The sequence below is a fragment of the Yersinia frederiksenii ATCC 33641 genome, from assembly GCF_000754805.1.
Taxonomy (GTDB): Bacteria; Pseudomonadota; Gammaproteobacteria; order Enterobacterales; family Enterobacteriaceae; genus Yersinia; species Yersinia frederiksenii.
The window spans coordinates 3,971,158-3,994,958 of sequence record NZ_KN150731.1; the positions used below are offsets into that span (position 1 = coordinate 3,971,158).

Here is a 23,801-nt window from a genome sequence, read left to right on the forward strand (position 1 = left end):
TGGCCTCCGGCGCGCTTAACCTGCGTTTGCATGAACATTAACCTGCATTCGCATGAACAATATCGCTAATCATTTGATTTACTGGCGCTAAGTCGATTGACAGAGCGTCAGTGACAAATGCCGGATCTTTACGCACATCTTGTGCTAACACTTGACCCTCGGTATTGGCGGTATCCACTCTTACGGTGGAAGAGAGACCAATGCGCAGCGGGTGCTCAGCCAGCTGTTTTGGCTCTAACGCAATACGGACTGGCAGGCGCTGAACCACTTTGATCCAGTTACCGGTGGCGTTTTGTGCTGGTAGCAGTGAGAAAGCACTGCCGGTCCCCATATCCAGACCGACGACTTTCCCTTGATAAACAACATCATCGCCATAGAAATCCGTCACTACCGTAGCCGATTGGCCAATGCGCATATTGGCTAACTGTGTTTCTTTGAAGTTAGCGTCAATCCACATCTCATTAGCCGGAATAACGGCCATGAGCGGTGCACCATTAGCGATTTCAGCACCCACTTGCACACTGCGGCGCGAAACAAAACCGGTGATTGGGCTGACAACTTTGGTACGTTGCAGTGATAACCAGGCATCACGCAGCTTGGCCGCCGCCTGTTCGACAGCCGGTTGCTTCTCCAGTGGAGTATTAAGAACCAGCGCCTGATTGGCATTGTATTGCGCAATCGCCACATCCAATGAGGCTTGAGCTGACTCTACGGCATCGCGGGCGTGTTGCAATTCTTCACGGCCAATTGCATCAACCGAGCCCAGAACCACACGGCGTTTCAGGTCATTTTGTGCCTTGTTCAGTTCCGTTTTTTTCAGGGCAATATTAGCCTGATACTGTTTGCTATTAATCATGAGCTGGTGGGTTTGGCGCACGCTGTTAGCCAGCGCGGTTTTTGCCTGCTCATAGGCTTGTTCAGCATCGGTCGGGTCCAGAGTCAGTAGGACATCACCGCTTTTGACCAAGTCAGTATTTTCAAAATTGACACTGACTACACTGCCGGGAACCTGGGACATTATTTGTACCTGATTACCAGACACATAAGCATTATCAGTCTCTTGGTGATGGCGCAGTACCAGGAACCAATAAATCAGGTAGGCCACCCCAATAAGGATAAAAATAACCGTCAGTAACAGCAGCACGCGTTTACGTTGCTGCTTTTTGTTCTGCGGTTGTTGCGGGGTTTGAGCTTCCGCGTTTGCACTCATGGTGTTCTCCAAGCTCTATATTATTTTATATTGTTTTATTCTGTGAACCGTCACTGACCGGGGCTTGATAACCACCACCGAGTGAACGGATCAATCCAATCTTGGCCTGCAATAAATTGTTGCTGGCACTCAATTCTGATTGCTGCTGTTGTAGGTATTGCGACTGGCTAATCAACAGTTCATCGCGACCGATAATCCCGGCCTGATAACGGGCGCTGGCAACGTTATAAACCTTCTGCATGGATTGTGACGCTGACGTGGCCTGCTGGAGTTGCAGTTGGCTGCTTTGCTGGATGGTGATGGCATCGGCAGTTTCTTGCACGGCATTGAGGATGGTCTGGTTGTAAGATTCAACCGACTCATCATAAAGTGCTGATTCTTCGCCTAACTTGCTGCGTAATGCGCCGGCATGGAAAATAGGCAACGAAATTGCAGGAGCAAAGTTCCATGCCTGACTGGCCGCTTCCAATAGATTGGGGTTAGTGCCTTGGAAATTGGTGGTAGAGAACCCGGCAAATCCGGTAATTGATAAGCTTGGATAGAACTCTTTACGTGCTGCTTTTACCCGCTGGTCATAAGATTCAACCAGTTGGCGTTGGGCGGTAATATCAGGGCGCTGACCGAGTAAATCGGTGGTCAGTTCACCTTTAGGTGCCAACTGCGAGATAGCTGGCAGGGGCACCGGGCGAATATTCTGTGTGCCACTCGGGCCTTGACCTGTGAGGGCGGCTAACTGATGTTTCAGTTGTTCACCTTGCGACTGCAACTGGATAATCTGTTGCTTGGCAGTGTCAGCCTGCGCCTGTGTTTGTTGCGGAATTTCAATACCATAGATACCTGCCTGATATTGCTTGGTGCGCAATTGAGCCAGACGGTCGTTGTTATCGACTTCCTGTTGCAACACTTTTTGCACCGCGAAGTTGCTCTGTAACTGATAGTAAACCGACGCCACCGAGCTGGTGAGTGTCAGTGCGGCTTGCTGCTGTTCTGCACGGGCAGCATTAACCTGGGCATTAGCGGCATTGACCCGATTGCGATATTTTCCCCACCAATCAAACTCATAGCTGAGATTCAGGCCAAGCGTATTGGCAGTCTCATAGAGTGGTTTGCTGGGGTAAGCCTGCAAGAAGGGTTGCAGCGTATTTTGTGCGATTTTTTCCCGCGTACTGCTGGCGGCTAAATCAATATTAGGGCCATTGGCCGCATCGGCCTGACCCATGACACTTTGTGCTTCCCGCACTCGCGCTGCGGCTTGTTTGAGTGAAGGTGATGTGTGCAAACTTTGCGACATCAAAGCATCAAGTTGGGGATCTTCCAGTACCCGCCACCACTGAGGACTTAACGCCAACGAACTGACTTTGGGTTGCGCCAATTGCAGTTGTTGGTTCTCCAACATTTGAGACTGAGGAGCAATATTATCGCTTGAGGCACAGCCCGCCAGTAAAAATACGACGAACAAGGGCGTGAGTCTCCAGCTATGTGGGGATGACATAGTTATTTACCTGGACAGCTGTTTATCTGGATAGAAACAGTGGAATTACTGTTCCGGTATCTCTATTTGGTCCAAACGTGCCAGTAACTTACGCGTCAGCGTTTCAAGCTGGTGCTGTTCGTCAGCGTCAAGTGTTGACCAAAGAAAATGCAGACACTTATGTTGTGGGGGGAGCAGCTGATTTAAAAACTCAACGCCAGCCTCGGTCAGATGCAAATGCAAGCAACGACGGTCATTATGGCTTTCACGGCGTTCAATCCAGCCTTTCTTTTCCAGCTCATCAGCAATACGCGTGGCATTGGTACGTGAAGAACCCAGTGCAGCACTTAATTCTGACGGTTGGATACTGCGGCTTTCTTGCGCATCCAGCGTAATTAATGCCATAAACAGGGTTTCGTTAATCCCTTGCGCTTTCAGCATTTTGTTGCGATTTTCTAGCAATTTACTGTGCATATGCATACACAAGCGCGTCAGCAAAATTTCCTGATAAGGGAAATCTTTCTGGCGTTTTGCACGAAAATTAAGCATCTGTTCTATGGGACTAAACGAACTTTCCATTATAAGGAGCCTCATTAATTTCAAATGGTACAGTAACGATAGTGACTAATAATGTAAACGTTATAATTACAGAAAAATTTAGCAATTCGTGTTATTCAGTCACTGTTTGTAAGTAGTTAGTATCACTATATGTAAGGATATTGTGTCTTAGCTCACAATTCAGGCAGATTGTTACGCCAAAATCATAAGTAGTTTGAATGTCAGGCCGTAGCTGAGTGCGCCGAGTAAGGTGGCGAAGATAATACTGTTGGTTTTATAAAAGCATCCGCAGATAACCAAAAAACCAATAAGTGTAGGAATTAATTTCTGTGGGTTATGCATGATTTCCGGCGTACTGGAAACCACCAATAAGGCACAAATAGAGGCGATACCGATGCTGTCTAGCAGCAGGGACATTTTGCCCCGTTGCAGGCCTGCTTGTTTGCGTGCTGGCCCCAGGCGCAGCGGCAAATAACGAAACAAATAATTTACGGTTCCCACCACTAAACCAATCACCAGAACATCAGTATTCACGGTGTCTGCTCCTGTTCATTATTCTCATTCGGTTCTGTAGTCATTTCTGGTACAGGTTGGAGCAACGCTGCCAGGCATCCGCCTCCAATGCCTGCCAAGATAGCGACCGGAATGGAGAACAATAGTACGCCGAGCAAAGCACCCGCCAGTGAAGCGATAACCGTCAGGCTGTATTGGCGCTTAAAGGCTGCTAAAAGGAAGCTGAGGAACAACGCAGGCAACATAAAGGAAAGGGAAGCTTCAATGGCAGGGTAATTTTCCAACGGGCCATTGCCAAACATTGCGCCAATGGCGGTACCTGCGACCCAAGATAACCAAGAGGTGAACGCTATGCCGAGCATCCAGTTTTCACTCCAGCGGCGCTGGTCTTTCATTAACTTGGTCGTGGCGGCGGCAAACACTTCATCAGTCAAGCCAAAAGCCCATAGAGCGGTTTTTTTACCGGATAATTTAGCCAGAATGCGGTGTTTAAGTGCCGGTCCATACAAAATATGGCGGATATCCATCGCCATGACCGTCAGTGCAGAAACCCACAATGACATGCCTGCGCTGAGTAGGGCGGTAATAACGAATTGGCTGGCCCCTGCATAGATAATGCAAGAGAAGAAAATTGCTTCCAACGGCGCGAAGCCAAGTTTTACCGAGCTCAGACCAAAGGCGAAAGCCACAGGCAAATAACCAATAACAATGGGTAGGCTATCAGTAATACCTTCAACGAAAGTGGCGGTCGACTTAGTTGCTGGTGGCGCGTCGGTGATTTGGCTTTGCATAAAGTCAGCTTTGGGTTGCAGGGTAAAATAACAAGTTAGGTAACATTACCAGAGTAGTAATTGTCTTAATACCCTATAACCCAATTTTATATCTACATTGATTAGTAGTTAGCTAATTAACAACCTAGGGTAATATCTTTCTTGGCAACTATCATGCCCTGCATCTTAAAAATACGGGGCATGATAGCAATCACTCGACAGGTTGATTGGCGGGAGGATCAAATCGTTTGCCAGCTAACCAGGTGGTAATATTCAAGATACACAGCACTAAACCGGCGATTGCCACGCCATACCAGCCTGCATGTTGATATGCTGCGGCTGATATCAGTGAACCCAAAGCCCCACCAATGAAGTAGGTGGTCATATAGCCCGCGGTTAACCGGTTCCTGGCTTCCGGCATCATGCGGTATATCACGCTCTGGTTGGTAACATGAACTCCTTGAACTGCCAAGTCCAACACAATGATCCCGATAATCAGCGCCAGAATTGAGTGTTGCCCCAATGCGATGGGTATCCATGACAGCAGCAGTAATACCAAGCCAACGCTGGTAGTGATGCGCGCTTTACCTTTATCGGCTAACTGACCTGCTTTGGTTGCCATCAATGCTCCGGCAGCACCGACCAAACCAAATAGCCCGATTGCGGCTTCTGAATAGCCATATGGCGGTGAGGCCAGCAAAAAGGCCATTGAGGTCCATAACACACTGAAGTTAGCAAAAGATAGTGCGCCAAGTAAGGCACGGGTGCGCAGCACTGGGGTGTGGATAAATAAAGAGAATATTGAACCGAGTAGTTGGCCGTAATTCAAACCGGTATGCTGCTTATAGCGCGGCAGATAGCGCCATAATATTAGAGCCATGATTATCATTAATACGCTGGCTACCCAATAGATGGTGCGCCAACCGCCAATGGATGCCAATGCCCCAGCCACTGTTCGTGCAAGTAAGATACCCAGCAATAGGCCGCTCATGATAATGCCGACCACTTTACCGCGCTTTTCCGGTGCCGCCAGTGTGGCCGCCAAAGGCACCAGTAATTGTGCCACGACAGAAAATAGGCCGGTGAGGGCGGTGCCGATAATCATCATAGTGAGGTTTTGCGACAGGGCGGTAATCAACATTCCGCCCGCAGCCAGCAGAGTCATGCTGACAATTAAGCCACGGCGTTCAAACATATCGCCGAGTGGAACTAGGAACATCAACCCGACGGCATAGCCCAACTGGGCTGCTGTGACGATAAAACCGGCCTGATTGACCGAAAGGTTGAAAGCTTGAGCGATAGTTTCCAGCAGTGGCTGGGCATAATAGTTGCTGGCAACTGCCAGTCCGGTGGCGACTGACATCAATACAATCAATGCTGGGCTTAAACCGGTTTTTTCGGTTTTTTGTGTCATGGGAAATGATTCTGAATTGAAAAGAGTGACAGTATTAGATAAACGGGAATGATAAACCAATAGATAATTTTCAATTGATTAATTTCAGATCCGATAGCGAACTCTAAACATAAGAATGGAATCAACTCTACGATTCCCAAAGCCCCTTAGTAAAGACCTACTCTGAAATCAGGCTCACATGTGCTGCCACAATCCGCCAACCGCAGGGTAACTTAACCCACGTCTGCATCTGCCTGCCAACCCTTGAACTGCCTTCGCGGTAAAACTCGGTGCTGGCTACCGCCATATCCTCACCAAAAGTGGTGATCACGGTATTTTCTAACCGGCGCCCCAAACCTTGTGAAGGGCGTTTTTGCCGAAATTCCCTGATGGCATCAATCCCAAACAGATCCTCTCCCGCACCAAAACGCACAGTACGATCATCGTGCCAAAACAGTTCGTCCAAAACAGGAATATCGTTACTGATCAATGCTTGTTCATAGCGATAAAATGCCGCATTCACTTGCGCCAGGATCGCCGGGCGATCGATAAACTCATTTTTCATTGGCTTATTCTCATCGGAAAAAGTGCTTATTAGATGACGGAGCTGATAGGGGCGCTAACCAATCCTTGTTGCTCTAATGCATAAGCGGCCCGCAAACAGAAATCTTCTCGCCATGGTGCTGCAATCAGTTGAATGCCTATAGGCAGCCCGCCTGCAGTTTTCAGTGGCACAGTGACGACAGGCAGGCCAAGGAAAGAAATAGGCTGAGTCAGCATCCCCATACTGGCGCGAATAGGTAAGTCGCTGCCATTAATATGCATGATTTCCTGACCAATCAGTGTGGCGCTACAAGGGGTGGCGGGGGCAATCAAGATATCCCAGTGTTCAAATAACGACAGAATTTGTTGCCGGAAATGATGACGAAAACGCTGGGCCTGAACATACCAACTAGCGGGTAACATGGCCCCCGCTAGCAGCCGTTCACGTGACAGCGGCTCAAAGCGCTGGGGCGATTTTCTCAGTGCGGGGAGATACTGATTTCCGCCCTCAACGGCGCTGATAATAAATGCGGCTGAACGGGCTAATTCACTCTGCAGCATCTCGATTTCAGCACTGGCTTCTAGCCCTTTAGCAACAGTTTGTACCGCAGCTTTAGCATCATCGTCGCACCATTGATGGAAATAGCCCCCCAGAACAGCACTCCTCAAACCTTGTTGACCGCGTTGCAGTTGGCTCAAACAGGGAGTAACCGGCTTTTCTGACTGAAAACTATCATTTATATCAGCGCCTTGCATCGCATCATACACCACCGCCAAATCTTGCGTACAGCGCGCCATTGGGCCGACATGGTCCAAACTGGCGACAAATGGATGGGTGCCACGACGTGACAAACGACCAAAGGTCGGTTTCAGCCCGAAAATACCGCACAATGAGGCTGGCACCCGAATAGAGCCATTGGTATCGCTGCCAAGTGAAAAATTCACCAGTCCTGCGGCAACCGCTGCCGCCGAGCCTCCTGAGGAGCCTCCGGCGATGCGGCTGAGATCCCGAGGGTTACGAGTTGCACCATAGTGGCTATTTTCGGTAGTAAAACCATAGGCATAGGCATCCATATTTAACATACCGGAGAGCATCGCTCCTTGGCTGGCCAGACGCGAAATAACCACCGCATCTTGCTTGGCTGGTGCCCGCTCACAAAACAGGCTGGCACCGGCCAGCGTCGTGTGTCCCTCAACATCAAACAGGTTTTTCACGGCGTAGGGGATGGCCGCCAGTACCGGTAAGCTTTGGCCTTTGGCGCGCAGTGTATCGAGCCGATAAGCTTCGCTGAGCATTCGGTCCGCAGTGACTTGGGTATAGGCATTGATAGCAGGATTGGCTGCGCTGATGGTATCGAGTGTTTGTAGGGCGATCTCCTGTGCGCAGAGTTCGCCGTGTGTTAGGGCGTGATGGATCTCGCTGATGGTCAGGGTTGGAATCTGTTTCATAGCCGATATACTCCGGCTATCTCTTGTTGCTCATCCAAGGGCACCGCCATCAATGGGCCAGCCATGGCGGCGATACGTTCAAATTGCACTAGCAATGCGGCGCGGCGGGTGTCATCGAGCTCTAATGCCAACAAGACTTCCATTTGCTGAATATAAGCTGCCCAATCCATGGCGGTTTTTTCTGATGTTTTTTTCATGACAATTCCTGTTCTAATTTGCGGTGAAATCCATAACCGGCTGCGGTAGCAGAAGCTAAGCAAGAGGCGTTCCAGAATGTTGAGTTTGGTGCTGAGAATGAAAATTATCATATTATCCGCGAGGGCTTGTGTGCTATGTTCCGCAAAATAGCTATATTGAAACGATAGTTTCATTGGTCGGAGAAAGGTGTGAAACAGATTGATGAGCGCTTGCGGACGCATTATGCGCAATTAACCCCGCAGGAGCAGCGTGTTACCGATTTTATCTTTGACCATTTTGATGATCTAATCAGTTATAACAGTGCCGAACTGGCGCGGCTAAGCGGCGTGTCTAAGGCCACGGTCAGCCGATTGTTTAAGCGGCTTGGTTACAGCAGTTATCGGGAGATGCGGGACGAGGTGCGTACCTTGCGTCAAAGCGGAATGCCATTGACTGATAACCGTGACGCCGTGCAGGGGAATACTTTGCTGGCGCGCCATTATAAGCAGGAGATGGCGAATCTGACTCACTGGGTAAATCAATTAGATAGTCAGCAATTTGGCGAGGTTATCAGTGGGTTGGTGCAAGCACCGCGCATCCTGTTGTTGGGGTTGCGTAATAGCTATCCGGTGGCGCTGCATTTACGTCAGCAACTGCTGCAAGTCCGTCAGCATGTTCAATTAATACCGCAAGTGGGGCAGACGTTGTCAGAGGAACTGGTAGATGTCAGCCAGCGCGATGTACTCATTGTGGTGGCCTTCCGCCGTCGGCCTAAAGTCATTCGCGAAATTTTGCTGCAAATGCAGGTGCTAGGTGTACCAACACTGCTGATTTGTGAGCCGCAGGCTCAGTCATTGCTGCCGTTAGCACGCTGGCGTTTGACCACACCACTCGACAGTGTCTCTGCTTTTGATAGTTATTCTGCAGCAATGAGTTTGGCCAATTTACTGAGTAATGCGTTGCTGCATGAGATGCTGGCGCAAGGGCGACAAAGAATTCATCAAATTGCTGATCTGTATGACTCTTTCGGTGAGTTAGAGCAGTGGTAACCTCGGTGTATCTGCCGATACTGTCGCCGTAACAACCTTCTCCTTCCTTGAGGATTCGCGCTCTTTTATGGTGCGCTTTGATGGTTGATTTGCACCTTTCTTGTGATTTCCCTTGCTCGATTAATTCCCTCCCCCTGCATAAGGCTGCTGAATATCAGCCTTTTTGCCGCAATGATCATTGGCACAGTAGTTGCAACGATAGTTTCAGTAATTTGATTTTAAGAATCCATCGTTTCATTACTGACTTATCGGAGATATGCTATGAACATGAAAAAGCGGATGTTGGCCTGGTTGGGTGCTGCACTGATATTGGTTCAGGCACCTTCAGTGTTAGCCGATCAATTAGAGCAAATTCAGCAACGTGGTGTATTACGCGTAGCAGTTCCACAAGACTTTCCTCCTTTTGGCTCTGTGGGGACAGATCTTCAGCCACAGGGTTATGACATCGATATGGCCCATTATCTGGCCGATAAAATGAAACTAAAGTTGCAATTGGTGCCGGTGACCAGTGCGAATCGGGTACCGTATCTGCAAACCGATAAAGTGGATTTAGTGATTTCAAGCTTGGGTAAAAACCCGGAGCGAGAAAAAGCTATCGCCTTTAGTCGGGCTTACGCGCCGTTTTTCCTTGGCGTATTTGGCGCAAAAGATGATGCATTACAGCAACCTGAACAATTGGCGGGGAAAACTGTCGGCGTGACCCGTGGGGCGGTTGAAGACATGGTGCTAAGTGAGTTAGCGCCCAAACAGGCGCAAATCAAGCGCTATGAAGATAATAACACTACCTTATCAGCCTATCTGTCGGGCCAAGTAGATTATCTGGCGACCGGCAATTTGGTGGTCAGTGCATTAGCTCGCCAGAACCCAGTTCATGCGCCAGTAGCAAAATTTATGCTGAAAGATTCGCCCTGCTATATCGGCTTGCGCCAAGGTGAACCAGCACTGAAAGCAAAAGTGGATGCCCTGATTGAGGAAGCATTGCAGGATCAGACGCTCAATGGCTTGTCAGAAAAATGGTTAAAGGCTCCGTTACCTGCTTCTCTTGGCGCATAACGGGAGCTGGCTATGACCTATCAGCTAAATTTCTCTGCCCTGTGGCCTTACTTGCCTGAATTATTGTCGGGCCTGTTGACCACCATTGAGCTAACGGCCATGGCGACGATTGGCGGTATGGCACTGGGGATTGTCGGTGCGGCGATCCGCTGTAGTGACAACAATGCTAGCGGTAGCGTCATATTGCGGCGTGCGTGGGGCGGTTATGTGGAAATAGTGCGTAATACCCCATTTGTTGTGCAGCTATTTTTTATTGTTTTCGGTTTACCGGCGCTGGGGCTGAAGCTCAGTGCCGGGCAAGCCGCTTTGCTAGCGATGATAATAAATTTGGGTGCTTACAGCACCGAGATTATCCGCGCCGGGATTCAGGCCAGCGCCAAAGGCCAATGGGAAGCTGGACGGGTGTTGGGATTGAGCCGCAGTCAGACATTTTTCCGCGTGATCCTGCCACCATCCTTACAGCGGATTTATCCGGCGCTCGTTAGCCAGTGCATTATTGTGATGCTCGGTTCTGCGGTGGTGTCGCAAGTGGCATTTGAAGAACTGACCTTTGCCGCTAACCTAATTCAGTCGCGCACTTTTCTCAGTTTTGAGGTCTATTTGGTGACCACATTGCTGTACTTGCTGTTGTCCATTGCGATGCGCCAATTGCTACTGGCGGCCGGGCGTCGCTTCTTTGGAGGCCGAGCCTCATGATGTTTACTGACTGGGATATCATCCGCAACCTGCTACTGGCGGCCCGCTGGACACTTTTGCTGTCACTGACCGCCTTTATTGGTGGCACTCTGGTGACATTACCGCTGATGTTAATGCGCTTGAGCCGTTGGCGTGGGTTGGCGCGTTTTGTTCGTGGTTATACCGAATTATTTCAAGGCACGCCCTTATTGATGCAGCTATTTCTGGCCTTTTTCGGTTTGGCTCTGTTGGGCATTGATGTGAGCCCGTGGACGGCGGCGGCGATGGCATTGACTTTGTTTACCAGCGCATTTCTGGTGGATATCTGGTGCGGTAGTATTGATGCTTTGCCAAAAGGTCAGTGGGAAGCCTCGCGCTGTTTGGGGCTGAGTTTCAGTCAGACATTATTCCGGGTTATTGCTCCACAGGCGATGCGTATTGCCATTGCCCCCACTGTGGGGTTCTCGGTGCAGGTGATTAAAGGTACGGCGCTGGCATCAATCATTGGTTTTGTTGAGCTGACCAAAGCGGGCACCATGCTAAATAATGTCACTTATCAGCCGTTTAAAGTCTTCGGGCTGGTGGCGCTAGGCTATTTCCTGATGTGTTACCCCTTATCGCGCTATAGCCACTATCTGGAGAGGAAATTCCATGCCGCTGATCACCATTAATCAGGTTCAAAAATACTATGGTCAGAACCATGTGCTGAAAGGCGTGGATCTGGATATCGAGATGGGGGAAGTTATCTCGATTATAGGTCGCAGTGGTTCCGGTAAAAGTACTTTACTGCGTTGCATCAATGGTCTGGAAGAGTATCAGGACGGCAGTATCAAACTGGGCGGAATGACGGTGACTCATCGTGACTCTCAGGCGCGGGAGATTAGCCGTTCAGTCGGGATGGTATTCCAGAGCTTCAATTTATTCCCTCATATGACTGCGCTGGAGAATGTGATGTTGGCGCCACGTCGGGTATTGAAAAAGAGTGCCACCGAGAGTCGCCAACTGGCCACCGAGATGTTGACCAAAGTCGGGTTGGCGGATCGGATGGATTATTATCCGGCCAATCTTTCTGGCGGCCAGCAACAGCGGGTGGCTATAGCCAGAGCATTGGCAATGCAACCCAAAGTATTACTCTGTGATGAGATAACCTCCGCGCTGGATCCGGAACTGGTGGGCGAAGTATTAAAAGTCCTTGAACAGTTAGCCGCAGAAGGGATGACCTTGATCCTCGTCACCCATGAGATGAATTTTGCGCGCGAAGTAGGTGACCGGGTGGTGTTTATGCATCAGGGGCAGGTGTGGGAACAGGGAGAAAGTCGCGCCCTATTAGCTAACCCACAGACGGCAGAATTACAGCAGTTTGTTTCGTCGGTTCGCGGTTTATAAAAAATTTTACTGATTTAGAAAAATGGAGATTCATTATGTCAGTGCTCAGCCATAACTTACTGTTTAGTCAGATTAATCCGCCCGCAAGGCTGCTGATGGGGCCGGGGCCGATCAATGCCGATCCGCGAGTGCTGCGTGCAATGTCCAGCCAGTTGATTGGGCAGTACGATCCGGCAATGACTGACTATATGAATCAGGTAATGGCACTGTATCGCGGGATTTTCCGCACTGAAAACCCGTGGACGATGTTAGTGGATGGCACCTCTCGCGCCGGTATCGAAGCGATTTTTTTGTCGGCCATTCGCCCTGGCGATAAGGTGTTGGTGCCGGTTTTTGGTCGATTTGGCCATCTGCTGTGCGAAATTGCCCGCCGTTGCCGCGCCGAGGTGCATACCATCGAGGTGCCGTGGGGCGAAGTTTTCAGCCCAGACATGATTGAAGATGCCATCAAGAAGGTGCGACCACGCTTATTACTGACGGTGCATGGCGACACCTCAACGACCTTGTTGCAGCCATTGGCTGAATTGGGCGAGATTTGTCGTCGCCATCAAGTATTATTCTATACCGATGCCACGGCTTCACTGGGCGGAAACCGGTTGGAAACTGATGCTTGGGGGTTGGATGCTGTCTCGGCTGGGTTGCAAAAGTGCCTCGGTGGGCCGTCAGGCAGCTCTCCAGTCACTCTCAGTCCACAATTCGCTGAACAAATTCGTCGTCGTAAATGTATTGAGCAGGGCATCCGCACTGAGGATCACGCCGACGGCGACGAAGAGATGATTTACTCCAATTATTTTGATTTGGGCATGATCATGGATTATTGGGGGCCAGAGCGGCTCAATCATCATACTGAAGCTACCAGTATGCTTTTTGCGGCGCGAGAATGTGCGCGGGTGATGCTGGAAGAGGGGCTGGATAATGGGATTGCCCGTCATGCTTTACATGGCTCCGCGCTACTGGCGGGTATTCAGGGCATGGGGCTGGCGGTGTTTGGTGACTTAAAACACCGCATGAACAATGTATTGGGTGTGGTTATTCCGCCAGGAATTCCTGGGGAACAAGTACGTCAACTGATGCTAAATGATTTTGGTATCGAGATTGGTACCTCATTTGGCCCGTTGAATGGCAAAATTTGGCGCATCGGGACCATGGGATATAACGCCCGAAAAGATTGCGTGATGCAAACGCTGGTGGCATTGGAGGCAGTATTAAACCGTCTGGGATTTGCCACCGTTCAGGGGGCAGGTTTGCAGGCAGCATGGGATATTTATCAAGCTGATAGTGATAAGCAGGCTACAGACAAAACCTGCGGAGCAAGATAATGGCCGTGACCCTGCCTGATGCCGAGGCAGAGCAAGCCGCATTCCGGGTTCTGGCCCGTTGTGATGTGCTGGCGGCAATCAGTGAGTCAGCAGAGATGCTCACGCGAGTGTATCTGTCCCCTGAACATTTGCGAGCAAATCAGCAAGTGGGGGAATGGATGCAAGCTGTCGGAATGCGCGTCTGGCAAGACTCGGTTGGTAATATTTGTGGCCGCTATGAAGGTTTGCAATCCGCTGCACCGGCCATTTTACTGGGTTCCCATCTTGATACCGTGCGCAATGCGGGCCGCTATGATGGCATGCTCGGGGTATTAAGTGCATTGGAAGTGGTGGGATATCTGCATCAACAGCAGCGGCGGTTACCGGTTGCCATTGAAGTCATTGGTTTTGCGGATGAAGAGGGAACACGCTTTGGTATCACCTTGCTGGGCAGCAAAGGAATTACCGGGCGCTGGCCAACTGACTGGTTAAGTAAAACGGATGCCGAGGGTATCAGTGTGGCGCAGGCACTGGAAAATGCCGGTTTTGACCCAGCGGTTGTGGGGGAATCACAGCGGGCCATCAGCGATTTCTGTGCTTACCTAGAGCTCCATATAGAGCAAGGCCCCTGTTTGGAAAAGGCTGATTTGGCCTTGGGGGTGGTGACGGCCATTAATGGTGCTCGCCGCCTAAATTGCCAATTTACCGGACTGGCGGGCCATGCCGGAACGGTACCAATGGGCCAGCGGCAGGATGCATTAGCCGGTGCTGCTGAATGGATTTGTGCGGTTGAAAATTTGGCTGAGAGTTACGGTGAGCATTTAGTCGCAACAGTCGGGACGCTGGCATGCTTACCCGGCGCGGTGAATGTCATTCCGGGGGCGATAAAGTTGACACTGGATATTCGTGGCCCACAAGACAATGGCGTAAGCCATTTGCTAGCCCGCTTATTGGCTGAAGCTGAAGTGATAGCCGCCCGCCGTGGCCTGACCTTCTCGGCTGAAGAGTTTTACCGTATCAATGCAACCCGCTGTGATGATAATTTACAACAACGTATCAGTGACAGTGTGCACCAAACACAAGGGCGTTCGTTAGCTCTGCCGAGCGGCGCAGGCCATGATGCGATTGCCGTTGGTGAATGTTGGCCGGTGGGAATGCTGTTTGTTCGCTGCAAAGGTGGCGTGAGTCATCATCCAGATGAATCAGTGACCAGCAATGATATAGCCAGAGGCATCCAGGCATATCTGGAAACGGTATTATCATGGGCTAAGTGAATCATTGGACTGGGTCATCGGGTTAACGTGCCATTCGGCACGCTTTCCCATTTACACTAATAAAAACTTGTCGGCATCATGGTAAGCAGGGAAGGCTGCACGATAACTTTGCAGTATTTCCAACGATAACTCAGCATCCAATTGTGCCGCTTGTCCAGGTTCTGCTTGCGCTAAAATCTCACCTTGCGCATCCAGAATCAGGCTATCACCTTGATAGTGATGGCCATTACCATCATCACCAACACGATTACAGCCAGCAACGTAAGCTTGATTCTCTATCGCACGGGCTGCCAGCAAGGTTTGCCAGTGTTTGGCTCGAGCCGCGGGCCAATTAGCCACATACAGGGCTAAATCATAATCCTGCTGGTTGCGTGACCATACCGGAAAGCGTAGGTCATAACAGACTTGCGGCAGAATACGCCAGCCACGCCACTCTACAACCTTGCGCGTTTTACCCGCCTGATAATGATGATGTTCACCCGCCATGCGGAATAAGTGGCGTTTGTCATAACGATGGATTTTGCCGGTCGGTTCAACCAGCAGAAAACGGTTAACTGCCCCCTCTGCTGTACTTAGCGCCACACTGCCGCCGATGAGGGCATCGGTACGCGCCGACCAATGACGCAGCCAGTCAATGATTTCAGTTTCCGGTAATGCATTTTCCGCCGCGTTCATGGCAAAACCGGTGGTAAACATTTCCGGCAGCACAATCACATCCCGCTGCGGCAAAGATTCCAGCAGCATGTCAAAGTGACGCAGATTAGCCTGTGCATCCAACCACACCAGCGGTTGTTGCAGTAGAGTCAGTTTTAAAGTTGACACAAGCGCTCCGCAGCGGCATCCAACGTAGCATCCTGTTTAGCGAAACATAGCCGGATAAGTTTATGGGGGAAAGGGCCTTCACAGAAGACGGATAAAGGTATTGCTGCCACGCCCACATGCTCGGTCAGCCATTTGCAAAACTCCACATCAGCAAGATCCGAAATCGCACTGTAATCGGCCAACAGGAAATAGGTTCCTTCGCTGGGTAGGATTTTCAGGCGGCTAGTAGACAATGCATTGACGAAACGGTCACGGCGAGTGCGGTAAAACTCTGGCAATTGCTGCCAGTGCTCCGGCTCAGCATTAAGCATATCCGCCAGTGCCAACTGCACAGGCGTGCATACCGAGAAAGTCAGATATTGGTGGATTTTTCGTACTTCAGCACTGATAGCGGCAGGTGCAATGCAATAACCCACTTTCCAGCCAGTCATGTGGAAAGTTTTACCAAAAGAGGAAACGGCGATAGCCCGCTGCCGCAACTGTGGATGGGCCAATACGCTGGCATGACCTGCGGCGCTAAAGCAGATATGTTCGTACACTTCATCACTAAGCACATAAATATTGCGCTTAGCAATGACTTGCCACAATTGTTCAAAATCATCGGCGCGCCACACGGTAGCCGATGGATTATGTGGCGTATTCACAATCACCAGACGGGTGCGCTCAGAAACCAGATCGGCAAATTCGGCCCAATCGGTGGCGAACGCCGGGGGTTTGAGGGCAATGCGCTTGAGTACGCCGCCCGCCAGTTTGACCACGGGCGCATAGCTGTCGTAGCTGGGATCAAAACAAATCACTTCATCGCCGGGCCGAACCAAGGCGGTAATCGCTGCAAATAGGGCTTCGCTGGCCCCGGTGGTGATAGTGACTTCGCTGTCTGCATCGGGCTGCCAGCCATAGGTTTTAGCGGTTTTCTCGGCAATGGCATGGCGCAGCGGAGCGACACCGGTCATTGGGGCATATTGGTTAGCACCTTGGCTGACGTGATAGGCCAATTGTTGCTTTAGATAATCAGGGCCATCGAAGTCCGGGAAGCCCTGCGACAGATTAATAGCTTGGTGTTTTTGCGCCAACGCACTCATTTGCGTAAAGATTGTGGTGCCTTGTGCTGGCAATTTACTGTCTGGAATAAAAGATAAAGTGCTCATGACAGGTGAATACTCCTGGCGCTGTATGTTGCCGTCAATATAACACGATGTTAAGATTTGGCAATCAAGACGCTTAGATGTTTAAACGGCTAAATGACGTAATTTGCTAAGCATAGATGAAATTGTGCTAACAATAATTTGTCTGGCTGATCGCGGTGGCAACATGCCATGGCACACCAACATCACAACAGGGATATGCAATGACAGAAAATGTACAACTCGGCGCACTGTTAGCCGCCTGCCACTGGATCGGAGAGAAGGGCTGGTGCCCGGCGACCGGCGGCAATATGTCCCTGCGTCTGGACTCAACACAATGTTTGGTGACGGAATCTGGTAAAGATAAAGGCAGCCTAACTGCAGATGACTTTTTGCTGGTGGAAACGGCTAATAATCATGTGCCTAGCGGCAGAACTCCGTCGGCAGAGACTGGCTTACATACCTTACTTTATCGTCTGTATCCTGAAATCAATGCGGTTTTACATACTCACTCGGTCAATGCCACAGTACTGTCACGGGTAGAGCGCAGCCATGAGCTGGTATTGCAAGGTTATGAGATGCAGAAATCGCTATCAGGGCAGCGCAGCCATCTTGATACCGTGATAATCCCTATTTTCGATAATGATCAGGATATCTCGGCGCTGACACAACGGATTGCCACGTTGGCGGATAACCACCCACTGCGTTATGGTTTTTTAGTACGCGGTCATGGCCTATATTGCTGGGGGAATAGCGTGTCTGAAGCCCGCCGCCACTTGGAAGGGCTGGAATTCCTATTCCAGTGTGAGCTGCAACGGCGCTTGTTTGACATAAACCCTTAAGGCTGGAGGCCAAATGATTCAGGCAATTGTTACCGATATTGAAGGCACCACCACGGATATTCGTTTTGTTCATCAAGTGCTGTTTCCTTATGCCAGAGAGCGGCTGACGCCATTTCTACATCAACATCAGCAAGATGAAGAGGTTGCAGCCGCTCTGGTTGATTTACGCCGAGAGATTGAACAACCCGCAGCGAATATCGAAACGTTGATTGCCGCTTTGCACCGTTTTATGGATGAAGACCGCAAATCCACTGCCTTGAAAGCCATCCAGGGCATTATCTGGCGCAGCGGTTATCTGCAAGGGGATTTTCGCGGCCATCTGTACCCGGAAGTTGCCGGGCAACTGGCTGACTGGCAACAGCAAGGCCTGGGTCTGTATGTCTACTCTTCTGGCTCGGTTGATGCTCAGAAATTGCTGTTCGGTTACAGCGATGCCGGGGATTTACGACCATTATTCAGTGGCTATTTCGATACCCACGTCGGGGCCAAGCGCGAAGTGAGTGCTTACCAGAATATTGCCAGCCAACTGGCGATTGCGCCGCCAACATTGCTATTTTTGTCGGATATCCGCCAAGAATTGGATGCTGCTCAACTGGCAGGCTGGCATACCTGCCAGTTGATTCGCGACCTTCCTGATAACGAGAGTCGCCATTTACAAGTAAACCGCTTTGATCAGATAGATTTAGCGCGTTTTAACTAAAAGCTGAGGATTTTACAGTATGAGCGGATTAACTATTTTCAGTGAAAAACAGCCGGAACAGCCGCTGTGGCAAAGCTTCGATGCTGATGAAATCCAACAAGAACTGACGGCAATAGGTGTACGTTTTGAACGCTGGCAAGCTGATCGTGAGTTGGGAGAAAACCCGCAACCTGAAGCAGTGATCGCCGCTTATCAGCATGAAATTGACCGGCTAGTGGCTGAGAAAGGCTATCAGAGTTGGGATGTGATCAGCATGCGCCCCGATCACGCACAGCGCGAAGTCTTGCGTGAGAAATTTTTATCGGAACATACCCACGGTGAAGATGAAGTCCGTTTCTTCGTGGAGGGAAGCGGGCTATTTTGTTTGCATTTAAACGGCAAAATTTATCAAATTTTGTGTGAAAAGAATGACTTGATATCCGTCCCTGCCGATACGCGCCATTGGTTTGATATGGGCTCTGCACCGAATTTCACCGCAATTCGAGTATTTGATAATCCAGAAGGTTGGGTAGCGCATTTTACTGGCGATAAAATTGCAGATGCTTATCCTCGACTGAATTAACCTGTGGTCAGCCTCAGGCGGCAACTAAGCTACCTGAGGCTAATTGTTAACTCTGCGGTTGGAAGAAACCCGCTGCGACTTGCTCTGGCGTGATAACGCCGCTGTCCAACACCCAGCCGCTGATTAATGTAGCCGGGGTAACATCAAATGCCGGGTTATACACATTGGCATCCTGGGGTGCCCATTGGCAATGACCAAAACTCCCTGACACTCCCATGACTTCACTGGCCGCACGCTGCTCTATTGGGATGGCTGCACCATTAGGACAAGCCGGATCATGGGTGGTATGGGGGGCTGCAACATAGAATGGAATGCGATGATAGTGAGCCAAAACTGCCAGGCTATAGGTGCCTATTTTATTTGCAACATCGCCGTTGGCGGCAATACGATCTGCACCGACCCAGATGGCATCCACTTGACCTTGTGCCATCAGGCTGGCAGCCATTGAATCACATATCAATTGATATGGAATACCCAACTCCCCAAGCTCCCACGCGGTTAAGCGCCCCCCCTGCAACAAGGGACGGGTTTCATCAACCCACACTTGGCGAATTTTGCCTTGCTGATGAGCGCGCCACAATACGCCAATAGCGGTACCGATACCCGCCGTTGCCAACCCGCCAGTGTTGCAGTGAGTCAGTAAATTACTACCGGGTTTCACTAATGCTGCGCCATGTTGGGCAATACGCTCACATAATTCGCGGTCTTCCTCTACCAGACGCAATGCTTCGTGGGTCATGGTTTCAACCCAGTTGGCTTGCCATAACGCTTGCTGCATCCGTGCCAGATTATTCATCAGATTAACTGCAGTTGGGCGCGAATCCCGCAGGGCAATGAGTGCTTGCTCAAGCTGAGTTTGCGATAAACCCCGCTGAGCCAGCAATGCCAACAAAAGACTGGCAGATAAGCCAATTAGCGGTGCACCGCGTACACGTAGTGCTTGAATATGCTCAATGAGCAACTCCACGGTATCTGCTGACAACCATTCCTGACGCTGTGGCAAAGCCTGCTGGTCAAGGATCCACAGCTGGTTATCCATGACTTTTAAGCTGGTGGTTTGTAAATCAATAGCTTGTAAACCAATAGTGTGTAAATCGAGCGTGTTAAACGTCTGCATTGTCAGTTAAATCCATGTTGCGTTATTGCATCTGGTTTCTTATTCTGCCAACATAACTTATGGATGTGTAGACGTCTATATGGTTTTACGCCTAAATACGGAATTTTTTACTCTAACAGGGAATAATTTCACAGCTAAGCAAATGGTTGGCAGTGAGTGAATCAGAATCAGATAAAGAATAAAGAGGTTGAAGATGTCGCGCTACCATACATTTACTGCTGCGGATGCTATTGAATATGCTCGCCAATTTGGCCAGGTGGCTGACCCACTGACATTAGTCTCAGCGGATGAAATTGGTGATGGAAATCTTAATCTGGTCTTTAAAATCCGTGATGCAGCGGGCGTTAGTCGGGTGATTGTCAAACAAGCGCTACCTTATGTGCGGTGTGTCGGAGAATCTTGGCCTTTGACCTTGGATCGCGCCAGAATTGAAGCTGAAACTCTGCTGACACACAGCCAATTCTGCCCGCAACATACGGTCAATGTACTGCACCACGATGCGGAGTTGGCCGTTATGGTGCAAGAAGATCTATCTGATCACCATATTTGGCGTAGTGAGCTGCTAGCAGGAAAATATTATCCGCAGGCTGCTGGGCAACTGGCTGAATATTTGGCGCAAACCTTATTCCACACTTCAGATTTTTATCAGTCAGCACAAGCTAAAAAAGCCGCAGTAAGCCAATATTCCAATCCGGAATTGTGCCAAATAACCGAAGATTTATTCTTTACTGACCCTTATATCGACCATGAGCGTAATAATTTTGATCCGGCGCTATTACCGGATGTGCTAGCACTGCGCCAGGATAATGCACTTAAACTGGCGGTGGCCTCATTGAAGCACGGCTTCCTAAGCAAAGCAGAGGCATTACTTCATGGCGATATTCACAGCGGTTCAATTTTTGTTGCTGATGGTCGCTTGAAAGCTATTGATGCGGAATTTGGTTTCTATGGCCCGATTGGTTTTGATATAGGAACTGCGCTGGGCAATTTATTGCTTAACTACTGTGGTTTACCGGGCCTAGCGGGCCCGCGAGATGCTGCTGCGGGCCGGGAACAGCGGCTAGATGACATCCATACCCTCTGGGAAACTTTTGCCAACCGCTTCTTGGCATTAAGCGAGGAAAAAACACAAGACTCGGTTCTGGCAACCGAAGGTTATGCTCAGCTGTTTCTGCAACATGTTTGGCAGGATGCTATAGGCTATTGCGGCAGTGAATTAATCCGACGTACCATCGGCTTGGCACATGTTGCTGATCTGGATAGCATTACTGATGATGAAATGCGCAGAGCATGCCAGCGCCATGCGCTGAGTTTAGGACAAACATTGATTTTGGCGGCACCACACATTGATACTGTCGATGGTTTGATTGCTCGTATCAGACAAAATGGATAATTAAAGTTATCATCAGGGCTGTATTTAAATTATCCCTATCAACAAAATAGAGACCTCGCAGAGTAATGCGGGGTTTTTATATTATTTTAAATATAACTAATATTATATTTATTTTCATATAAATAGGTGACGGTTTTTTAGTGTTATTTAATCTGTTTTTTGTTTTTTTGATTACTTATTTGTATATTAAAATAACATCATTACCTTTGCTTTAATTGATTTGTTTTTTTAATTGATATATTTCATTGTGTTGTGAGTTTTATTTCTTATTGATATATATAAATTACATGTAAAAATAATTATTTATTATAACTTACCATAATCTTAAATAGATAAGAATAATTTTATCTAAAATAACTATTTGTGATAAAGATATCGACCCTATTAGTCTGTTTCAATAATGTGTAGATAGTGTTCTGATAACAAATATGCCTTTTGGTTATTACTCATGTTGTCTTATTTTTCCTATCTAACGGTTATTGGTGAATGAAAAATTACTTGCTAATGAAAATAATGACCATGCGGGCTAGTTATAAATAATTAGTGTGGTTGTTATCTTATACTGGTGTCACCCCTATTTAAATGGGCATATTTTATGCGATATCTTTATTGTCTAGCGGCATCATTAAATCAATCCAAGGTCAGTTCAATATTATTTATTGCTTTTTCTTATTCAGCAATTTTTTACATTTCTCCCCTTATTGCAGTTCCCCCAATAAAAAGTGTACCCAATGCGGGTACTCTTGGTAATGAAATTAGGCAAACAACAATCGAGCCACAAATTTTACCACATGAAGCAGAGATCCAACTGCCAAAACTAGCCATACCATCATCAAATCGATCTGTTGCATCGAGTTATATTACCCTACGAGAGGTGAAACTCGAAGGAGAAACAAGCATCCTAAATACCAATAATAAGGATCTGCAAGCTGTATTGAATCTTTGGTTAAACCGACCATTAACGTTTACTGATTTACAGAACATGACGCTGGCGATAACACGTTTTTATCGAAATAAAGGGTGGGTCGCTGCTCAGGCAATATTATCGCCACAAACTGTTCATGATGGAATTATTTTAATTAGGGTTATTTCTGGCCGATTAGATAAACCGGAAGTGAATAACCAGAGTAGGCTAAATACTCAATTCGTGACGGCTATGATTAAAAGGAATAGTTGCAGTAAAGAAGTCGGATTCTTTGGTGAAACAAAGTGCTCAAGTTCTCTGGCAGAATTATCTCAATTGGAGCGTGCTGCACTTATTCTAAATGAAATTCCTGGCATTGATGCTTCGCTGACATTAAAGCCGGGATCCCAGTCAGGAATGACGCGGATTTATGCCGATATAACACCGGGGCAGTTAGCCATGGGGTATATCGGTGTTGATAATCAAGGTAATGATTATTCAGGGCATAATAGGCTATTAGCAGGAGGATCACTGAATAACCTGACGGGCTGGGGAGATCAATTACGAACAGATTTAATTTTATCCAGCTCAACAGATGTGTTTAGTGGTTTACTGGATTATAGCTTTCCAATTAACAGCTATGGTACCCGAACAGCAATTCATTATAGTCATTTGAATTATACCCTGACCGGTCCATTTGAGGTACTGGATGCCCATGGATATTCTGATACTTGGGGTATTCATTTACGACATCCGTGGATACGTAACTCTCAGGCTCGGATTAATGCCAATACAGGTTATTATCAAGCCAGAATGCGTGATTCCATCATTATGCTACCAAAGCAAAAAAGAAATCTGGATGCTGGTGAGTTGGGTATTGACGGTGGATTTAGCACATTATCTCGTGGGCTGAGCCATATCAATTTACTGGGCACGGCAGGGCATCTTTCACTGGATGATGAATTTAGCCAAAGCATAAATAGTCTTACTGGTATTAGCGGCACTTTTGCCCGCTTCAATTATCGTATTGGTCATGATCAGGGTATTGGCCCTTACTTTTCATTATTTAATCAATTTACTGGCCAAATGACCAGTAAGAATCTAGATAGTTCTCAAAAGCTATTACTGGGCGGGCCGTTGGCGGTTCGTGCTTATGGTATTGGTGATGGGGCTGTAGATAAAGGCACTCTTTTTACCACGGAGTTACGTACTCGTTGGCAGCCGTCATTTTCTAAATGGGTAGGCGTGGGGCATCAAATTACGGTTGCTGCGTTTTTTGATCAGGGATGGGGCGATTATTCTCGTCAGCCGATTGAAGGATTGTTAGGAAATAATATCAACTTATCTGGCTTTGGTGCTTATATCACACTCACTCGTTCGGCAGATTACTCCTTAAATATGACTTGGGCGCATCGAACTGGCCAGAAAATAACGCGCAATCAAAATAACGACCAACTGTGGCTCAGCGCTTACAAGATGTTTTAGCGCTTATTACATATTTGTCAGATTTAATGGACG

The 23,801-nt window shown here is 48.6% G+C and carries 24 protein-coding genes; 12 read left to right on the top strand and 12 right to left on the bottom strand.

What is annotated here, in order from left to right:
* Positions 1 to 37: 37 nt before the first annotated feature.
* The 9 genes from emrA to hpxX form a co-directional block, all read right to left on the bottom strand.
* Positions 38 to 1,210: a multidrug efflux MFS transporter periplasmic adaptor subunit EmrA gene (gene emrA / locus DJ58_RS04300; RefSeq protein ID WP_004707381.1), complete on the bottom strand. Its 1,173-nt coding sequence runs from the start codon at positions 1,208 to 1,210 to the stop codon at positions 38 to 40.
* 25 nt (positions 1,211 to 1,235) lie between these two features.
* Positions 1,236 to 2,702 carry an efflux transporter outer membrane subunit gene (locus tag DJ58_RS04295; RefSeq protein WP_032910623.1) on the bottom strand — a complete coding sequence of 489 codons (1,467 nt, stop codon included), beginning with the start codon at positions 2,700 to 2,702 and terminating at the stop codon, positions 1,236 to 1,238.
* A 45-nt stretch (positions 2,703 to 2,747) separates the two neighbouring features.
* On the bottom strand, positions 2,748 to 3,260 hold the full coding sequence (gene mprA / locus DJ58_RS04290; RefSeq protein WP_032910624.1) for a transcriptional repressor MprA: 513 nt from the start codon (positions 3,258 to 3,260) through the stop codon (positions 2,748 to 2,750).
* 171 nt (positions 3,261 to 3,431) lie between these two features.
* A complete protein-coding gene (ygaH, locus tag DJ58_RS04285; protein WP_032910625.1) occupies positions 3,432 to 3,773 on the bottom strand; it encodes an L-valine transporter subunit YgaH in 342 nt (113 codons plus the stop codon).
* Complete coding sequence (locus DJ58_RS04280) at positions 3,770 to 4,543, bottom strand: AzlC family ABC transporter permease (RefSeq protein ID WP_004707388.1); 774 nt, start codon at positions 4,541 to 4,543, stop codon at positions 3,770 to 3,772. Before DJ58_RS04280 ends, ygaH begins: the two co-directional genes overlap by 4 nt.
* A 190-nt stretch (positions 4,544 to 4,733) precedes the next feature.
* Complete coding sequence (locus DJ58_RS04275) at positions 4,734 to 5,936, bottom strand: MFS transporter (RefSeq protein WP_004707389.1); 1,203 nt, start codon at positions 5,934 to 5,936, stop codon at positions 4,734 to 4,736.
* A 157-nt stretch (positions 5,937 to 6,093) separates the two neighbouring features.
* A complete protein-coding gene (gene hpxZ / locus DJ58_RS04270; RefSeq protein ID WP_004707390.1) occupies positions 6,094 to 6,480 on the bottom strand; it encodes an oxalurate catabolism protein HpxZ in 387 nt (128 codons plus the stop codon).
* A gap of 29 nt (positions 6,481 to 6,509) precedes the next feature.
* On the bottom strand, positions 6,510 to 7,907 hold the full coding sequence (locus tag DJ58_RS04265) for an AtzE family amidohydrolase (RefSeq protein ID WP_032910627.1): 1,398 nt from the start codon (positions 7,905 to 7,907) through the stop codon (positions 6,510 to 6,512).
* On the bottom strand, positions 7,904 to 8,104 hold the full coding sequence (gene hpxX / locus DJ58_RS04260; protein ID WP_004707396.1) for an oxalurate catabolism protein HpxX: 201 nt from the start codon (positions 8,102 to 8,104) through the stop codon (positions 7,904 to 7,906). Before hpxX ends, DJ58_RS04265 begins: the two co-directional genes overlap by 4 nt.
* 189 nt (positions 8,105 to 8,293) lie before the next feature.
* Here hpxX and DJ58_RS04255 point away from each other — a divergent pair, with 189 nt between their 5' ends.
* The 7 genes from DJ58_RS04255 to hpxK all read left to right on the top strand — a co-directional run bounded on the left by DJ58_RS04255 (position 8,294) and on the right by hpxK (position 14,819).
* Positions 8,294 to 9,133, top strand: a complete 840-nt coding sequence (locus DJ58_RS04255; protein ID WP_004707399.1) for a MurR/RpiR family transcriptional regulator — start codon at positions 8,294 to 8,296, stop codon at positions 9,131 to 9,133.
* Between the two features lie 261 nt (positions 9,134 to 9,394).
* Entirely contained in the window at positions 9,395 to 10,186 is a 792-nt protein-coding gene (locus DJ58_RS04250) for a transporter substrate-binding domain-containing protein (protein WP_004707401.1), read from the top strand.
* Between the two features lie 12 nt (positions 10,187 to 10,198).
* Positions 10,199 to 10,882, top strand: coding sequence for an amino acid ABC transporter permease (locus DJ58_RS04245; protein WP_004707403.1), 684 nt, complete (start codon positions 10,199 to 10,201; stop codon positions 10,880 to 10,882).
* Positions 10,879 to 11,532, top strand: coding sequence for an amino acid ABC transporter permease (locus DJ58_RS04240; RefSeq protein ID WP_032910629.1), 654 nt, complete (start codon positions 10,879 to 10,881; stop codon positions 11,530 to 11,532). The genes DJ58_RS04245 and DJ58_RS04240 overlap by 4 nt, the downstream gene beginning before the upstream one ends.
* Positions 11,513 to 12,247 carry an amino acid ABC transporter ATP-binding protein gene (locus DJ58_RS04235; RefSeq protein WP_032910631.1) on the top strand — a complete coding sequence of 245 codons (735 nt, stop codon included), beginning with the start codon at positions 11,513 to 11,515 and terminating at the stop codon, positions 12,245 to 12,247. The genes DJ58_RS04240 and DJ58_RS04235 overlap by 20 nt, the downstream gene beginning before the upstream one ends.
* 35 nt (positions 12,248 to 12,282) lie before the next feature.
* Positions 12,283 to 13,566 (top strand): pyridoxal-phosphate-dependent aminotransferase family protein, encoded by a 1,284-nt coding sequence (locus DJ58_RS04230; protein WP_004707407.1) that lies wholly within the window; start codon positions 12,283 to 12,285, stop codon positions 13,564 to 13,566.
* Positions 13,566 to 14,819, top strand: coding sequence for an allantoate amidohydrolase (gene hpxK / locus DJ58_RS04225; protein ID WP_032910633.1), 1,254 nt, complete (start codon positions 13,566 to 13,568; stop codon positions 14,817 to 14,819). Before DJ58_RS04230 ends, hpxK begins: the two co-directional genes overlap by 1 nt.
* 51 nt (positions 14,820 to 14,870) lie before the next feature.
* Here the strand turns inward: hpxK and DJ58_RS04220 are convergent, their stop codons facing one another.
* Positions 14,871 to 15,641 carry an amidohydrolase gene (locus tag DJ58_RS04220; protein ID WP_032910634.1) on the bottom strand — a complete coding sequence of 257 codons (771 nt, stop codon included), beginning with the start codon at positions 15,639 to 15,641 and terminating at the stop codon, positions 14,871 to 14,873.
* A complete protein-coding gene (locus tag DJ58_RS04215; RefSeq protein ID WP_004707409.1) occupies positions 15,629 to 16,789 on the bottom strand; it encodes a pyridoxal phosphate-dependent aminotransferase in 1,161 nt (386 codons plus the stop codon). Before DJ58_RS04215 ends, DJ58_RS04220 begins: the two co-directional genes overlap by 13 nt.
* 200 nt (positions 16,790 to 16,989) lie before the next feature.
* On the opposite strand from DJ58_RS04215, the gene DJ58_RS04210 reads away from it, so the two are divergent.
* The 3 genes from DJ58_RS04210 to DJ58_RS04200 are packed head-to-tail and all read left to right on the top strand — an operon-like array spanning position 16,990 to position 18,869.
* Positions 16,990 to 17,607, top strand: a complete 618-nt coding sequence (locus tag DJ58_RS04210) for a methylthioribulose 1-phosphate dehydratase (protein ID WP_032910636.1) — start codon at positions 16,990 to 16,992, stop codon at positions 17,605 to 17,607.
* Between the two features lie 13 nt (positions 17,608 to 17,620).
* Positions 17,621 to 18,307 carry an acireductone synthase gene (mtnC, locus tag DJ58_RS04205; protein ID WP_004707411.1) on the top strand — a complete coding sequence of 229 codons (687 nt, stop codon included), beginning with the start codon at positions 17,621 to 17,623 and terminating at the stop codon, positions 18,305 to 18,307.
* Between the two features lie 19 nt (positions 18,308 to 18,326).
* Positions 18,327 to 18,869, top strand: coding sequence for a 1,2-dihydroxy-3-keto-5-methylthiopentene dioxygenase (locus DJ58_RS04200; RefSeq protein ID WP_004707414.1), 543 nt, complete (start codon positions 18,327 to 18,329; stop codon positions 18,867 to 18,869).
* A gap of 46 nt (positions 18,870 to 18,915) precedes the next feature.
* On the opposite strand, the gene mtnA is transcribed toward DJ58_RS04200, so the two are convergent.
* Positions 18,916 to 19,986: an S-methyl-5-thioribose-1-phosphate isomerase gene (gene mtnA, locus DJ58_RS04195; protein ID WP_004707415.1), complete on the bottom strand. Its 1,071-nt coding sequence runs from the start codon at positions 19,984 to 19,986 to the stop codon at positions 18,916 to 18,918.
* A 193-nt stretch (positions 19,987 to 20,179) separates the two neighbouring features.
* On the opposite strand from mtnA, the gene mtnK reads away from it, so the two are divergent.
* Together mtnK and DJ58_RS0121915 are read left to right on the top strand one after the other, a co-directional pair.
* The gene (gene mtnK / locus DJ58_RS04190; RefSeq protein ID WP_004707418.1) at positions 20,180 to 21,379 is read left to right on the top strand and encodes an S-methyl-5-thioribose kinase; all 1,200 of its coding nucleotides are present in this window, start codon (positions 20,180 to 20,182) and stop codon (positions 21,377 to 21,379) included.
* Positions 21,380 to 21,974: 595 nt separating this feature from the next.
* Positions 21,975 to 23,768: a ShlB/FhaC/HecB family hemolysin secretion/activation protein gene (locus DJ58_RS0121915; RefSeq protein ID WP_004707423.1), complete on the top strand. Its 1,794-nt coding sequence runs from the start codon at positions 21,975 to 21,977 to the stop codon at positions 23,766 to 23,768.
* Positions 23,769 to 23,801 lie beyond the last annotated feature (33 nt).

Excerpts from the sequence above, each read along its gene's own strand:
- mtnC (WP_004707411.1), top strand. The coding sequence starts at position 17,621 with ATGATTCAGGCAATTGTTACCGATATTGAAGGCACCACCACGGATATT.
- DJ58_RS04230 (WP_004707407.1), top strand. The coding sequence starts at position 12,283 with ATGTCAGTGCTCAGCCATAACTTACTGTTTAGTCAGATTAATCCGCCC.
- DJ58_RS04245 (WP_004707403.1), top strand. The coding sequence starts at position 10,199 with ATGACCTATCAGCTAAATTTCTCTGCCCTGTGGCCTTACTTGCCTGAA.
- hpxK (WP_032910633.1), top strand. The coding sequence starts at position 13,566 with ATGGCCGTGACCCTGCCTGATGCCGAGGCAGAGCAAGCCGCATTCCGG.
- DJ58_RS0121915 (WP_004707423.1), top strand. The coding sequence starts at position 21,975 with ATGCGATATCTTTATTGTCTAGCGGCATCATTAAATCAATCCAAGGTC.
- DJ58_RS04210 (WP_032910636.1), top strand. The coding sequence starts at position 16,990 with ATGACAGAAAATGTACAACTCGGCGCACTGTTAGCCGCCTGCCACTGG.
- DJ58_RS04200 (WP_004707414.1), top strand. The coding sequence starts at position 18,327 with ATGAGCGGATTAACTATTTTCAGTGAAAAACAGCCGGAACAGCCGCTG.
- DJ58_RS04265 (WP_032910627.1), bottom strand. The coding sequence starts at position 7,907 with ATGAAACAGATTCCAACCCTGACCATCAGCGAGATCCATCACGCCCTA.
- DJ58_RS04295 (WP_032910623.1), bottom strand. The coding sequence starts at position 2,702 with ATGTCATCCCCACATAGCTGGAGACTCACGCCCTTGTTCGTCGTATTT.
- mtnK (WP_004707418.1), top strand. The coding sequence starts at position 20,180 with ATGTCGCGCTACCATACATTTACTGCTGCGGATGCTATTGAATATGCT.
- emrA (WP_004707381.1), bottom strand. The coding sequence starts at position 1,210 with ATGAGTGCAAACGCGGAAGCTCAAACCCCGCAACAACCGCAGAACAAA.
- DJ58_RS04235 (WP_032910631.1), top strand. The coding sequence starts at position 11,513 with ATGCCGCTGATCACCATTAATCAGGTTCAAAAATACTATGGTCAGAAC.
- hpxX (WP_004707396.1), bottom strand. The coding sequence starts at position 8,104 with ATGAAAAAAACATCAGAAAAAACCGCCATGGATTGGGCAGCTTATATT.
- DJ58_RS04240 (WP_032910629.1), top strand. The coding sequence starts at position 10,879 with ATGATGTTTACTGACTGGGATATCATCCGCAACCTGCTACTGGCGGCC.
- mtnA (WP_004707415.1), bottom strand. The coding sequence starts at position 19,986 with ATGCAGACGTTTAACACGCTCGATTTACACACTATTGGTTTACAAGCT.
- hpxZ (WP_004707390.1), bottom strand. The coding sequence starts at position 6,480 with ATGAAAAATGAGTTTATCGATCGCCCGGCGATCCTGGCGCAAGTGAAT.
- DJ58_RS04250 (WP_004707401.1), top strand. The coding sequence starts at position 9,395 with ATGAACATGAAAAAGCGGATGTTGGCCTGGTTGGGTGCTGCACTGATA.
- mprA (WP_032910624.1), bottom strand. The coding sequence starts at position 3,260 with ATGGAAAGTTCGTTTAGTCCCATAGAACAGATGCTTAATTTTCGTGCA.
- DJ58_RS04275 (WP_004707389.1), bottom strand. The coding sequence starts at position 5,936 with ATGACACAAAAAACCGAAAAAACCGGTTTAAGCCCAGCATTGATTGTA.
- DJ58_RS04280 (WP_004707388.1), bottom strand. The coding sequence starts at position 4,543 with ATGCAAAGCCAAATCACCGACGCGCCACCAGCAACTAAGTCGACCGCC.
- DJ58_RS04215 (WP_004707409.1), bottom strand. The coding sequence starts at position 16,789 with ATGAGCACTTTATCTTTTATTCCAGACAGTAAATTGCCAGCACAAGGC.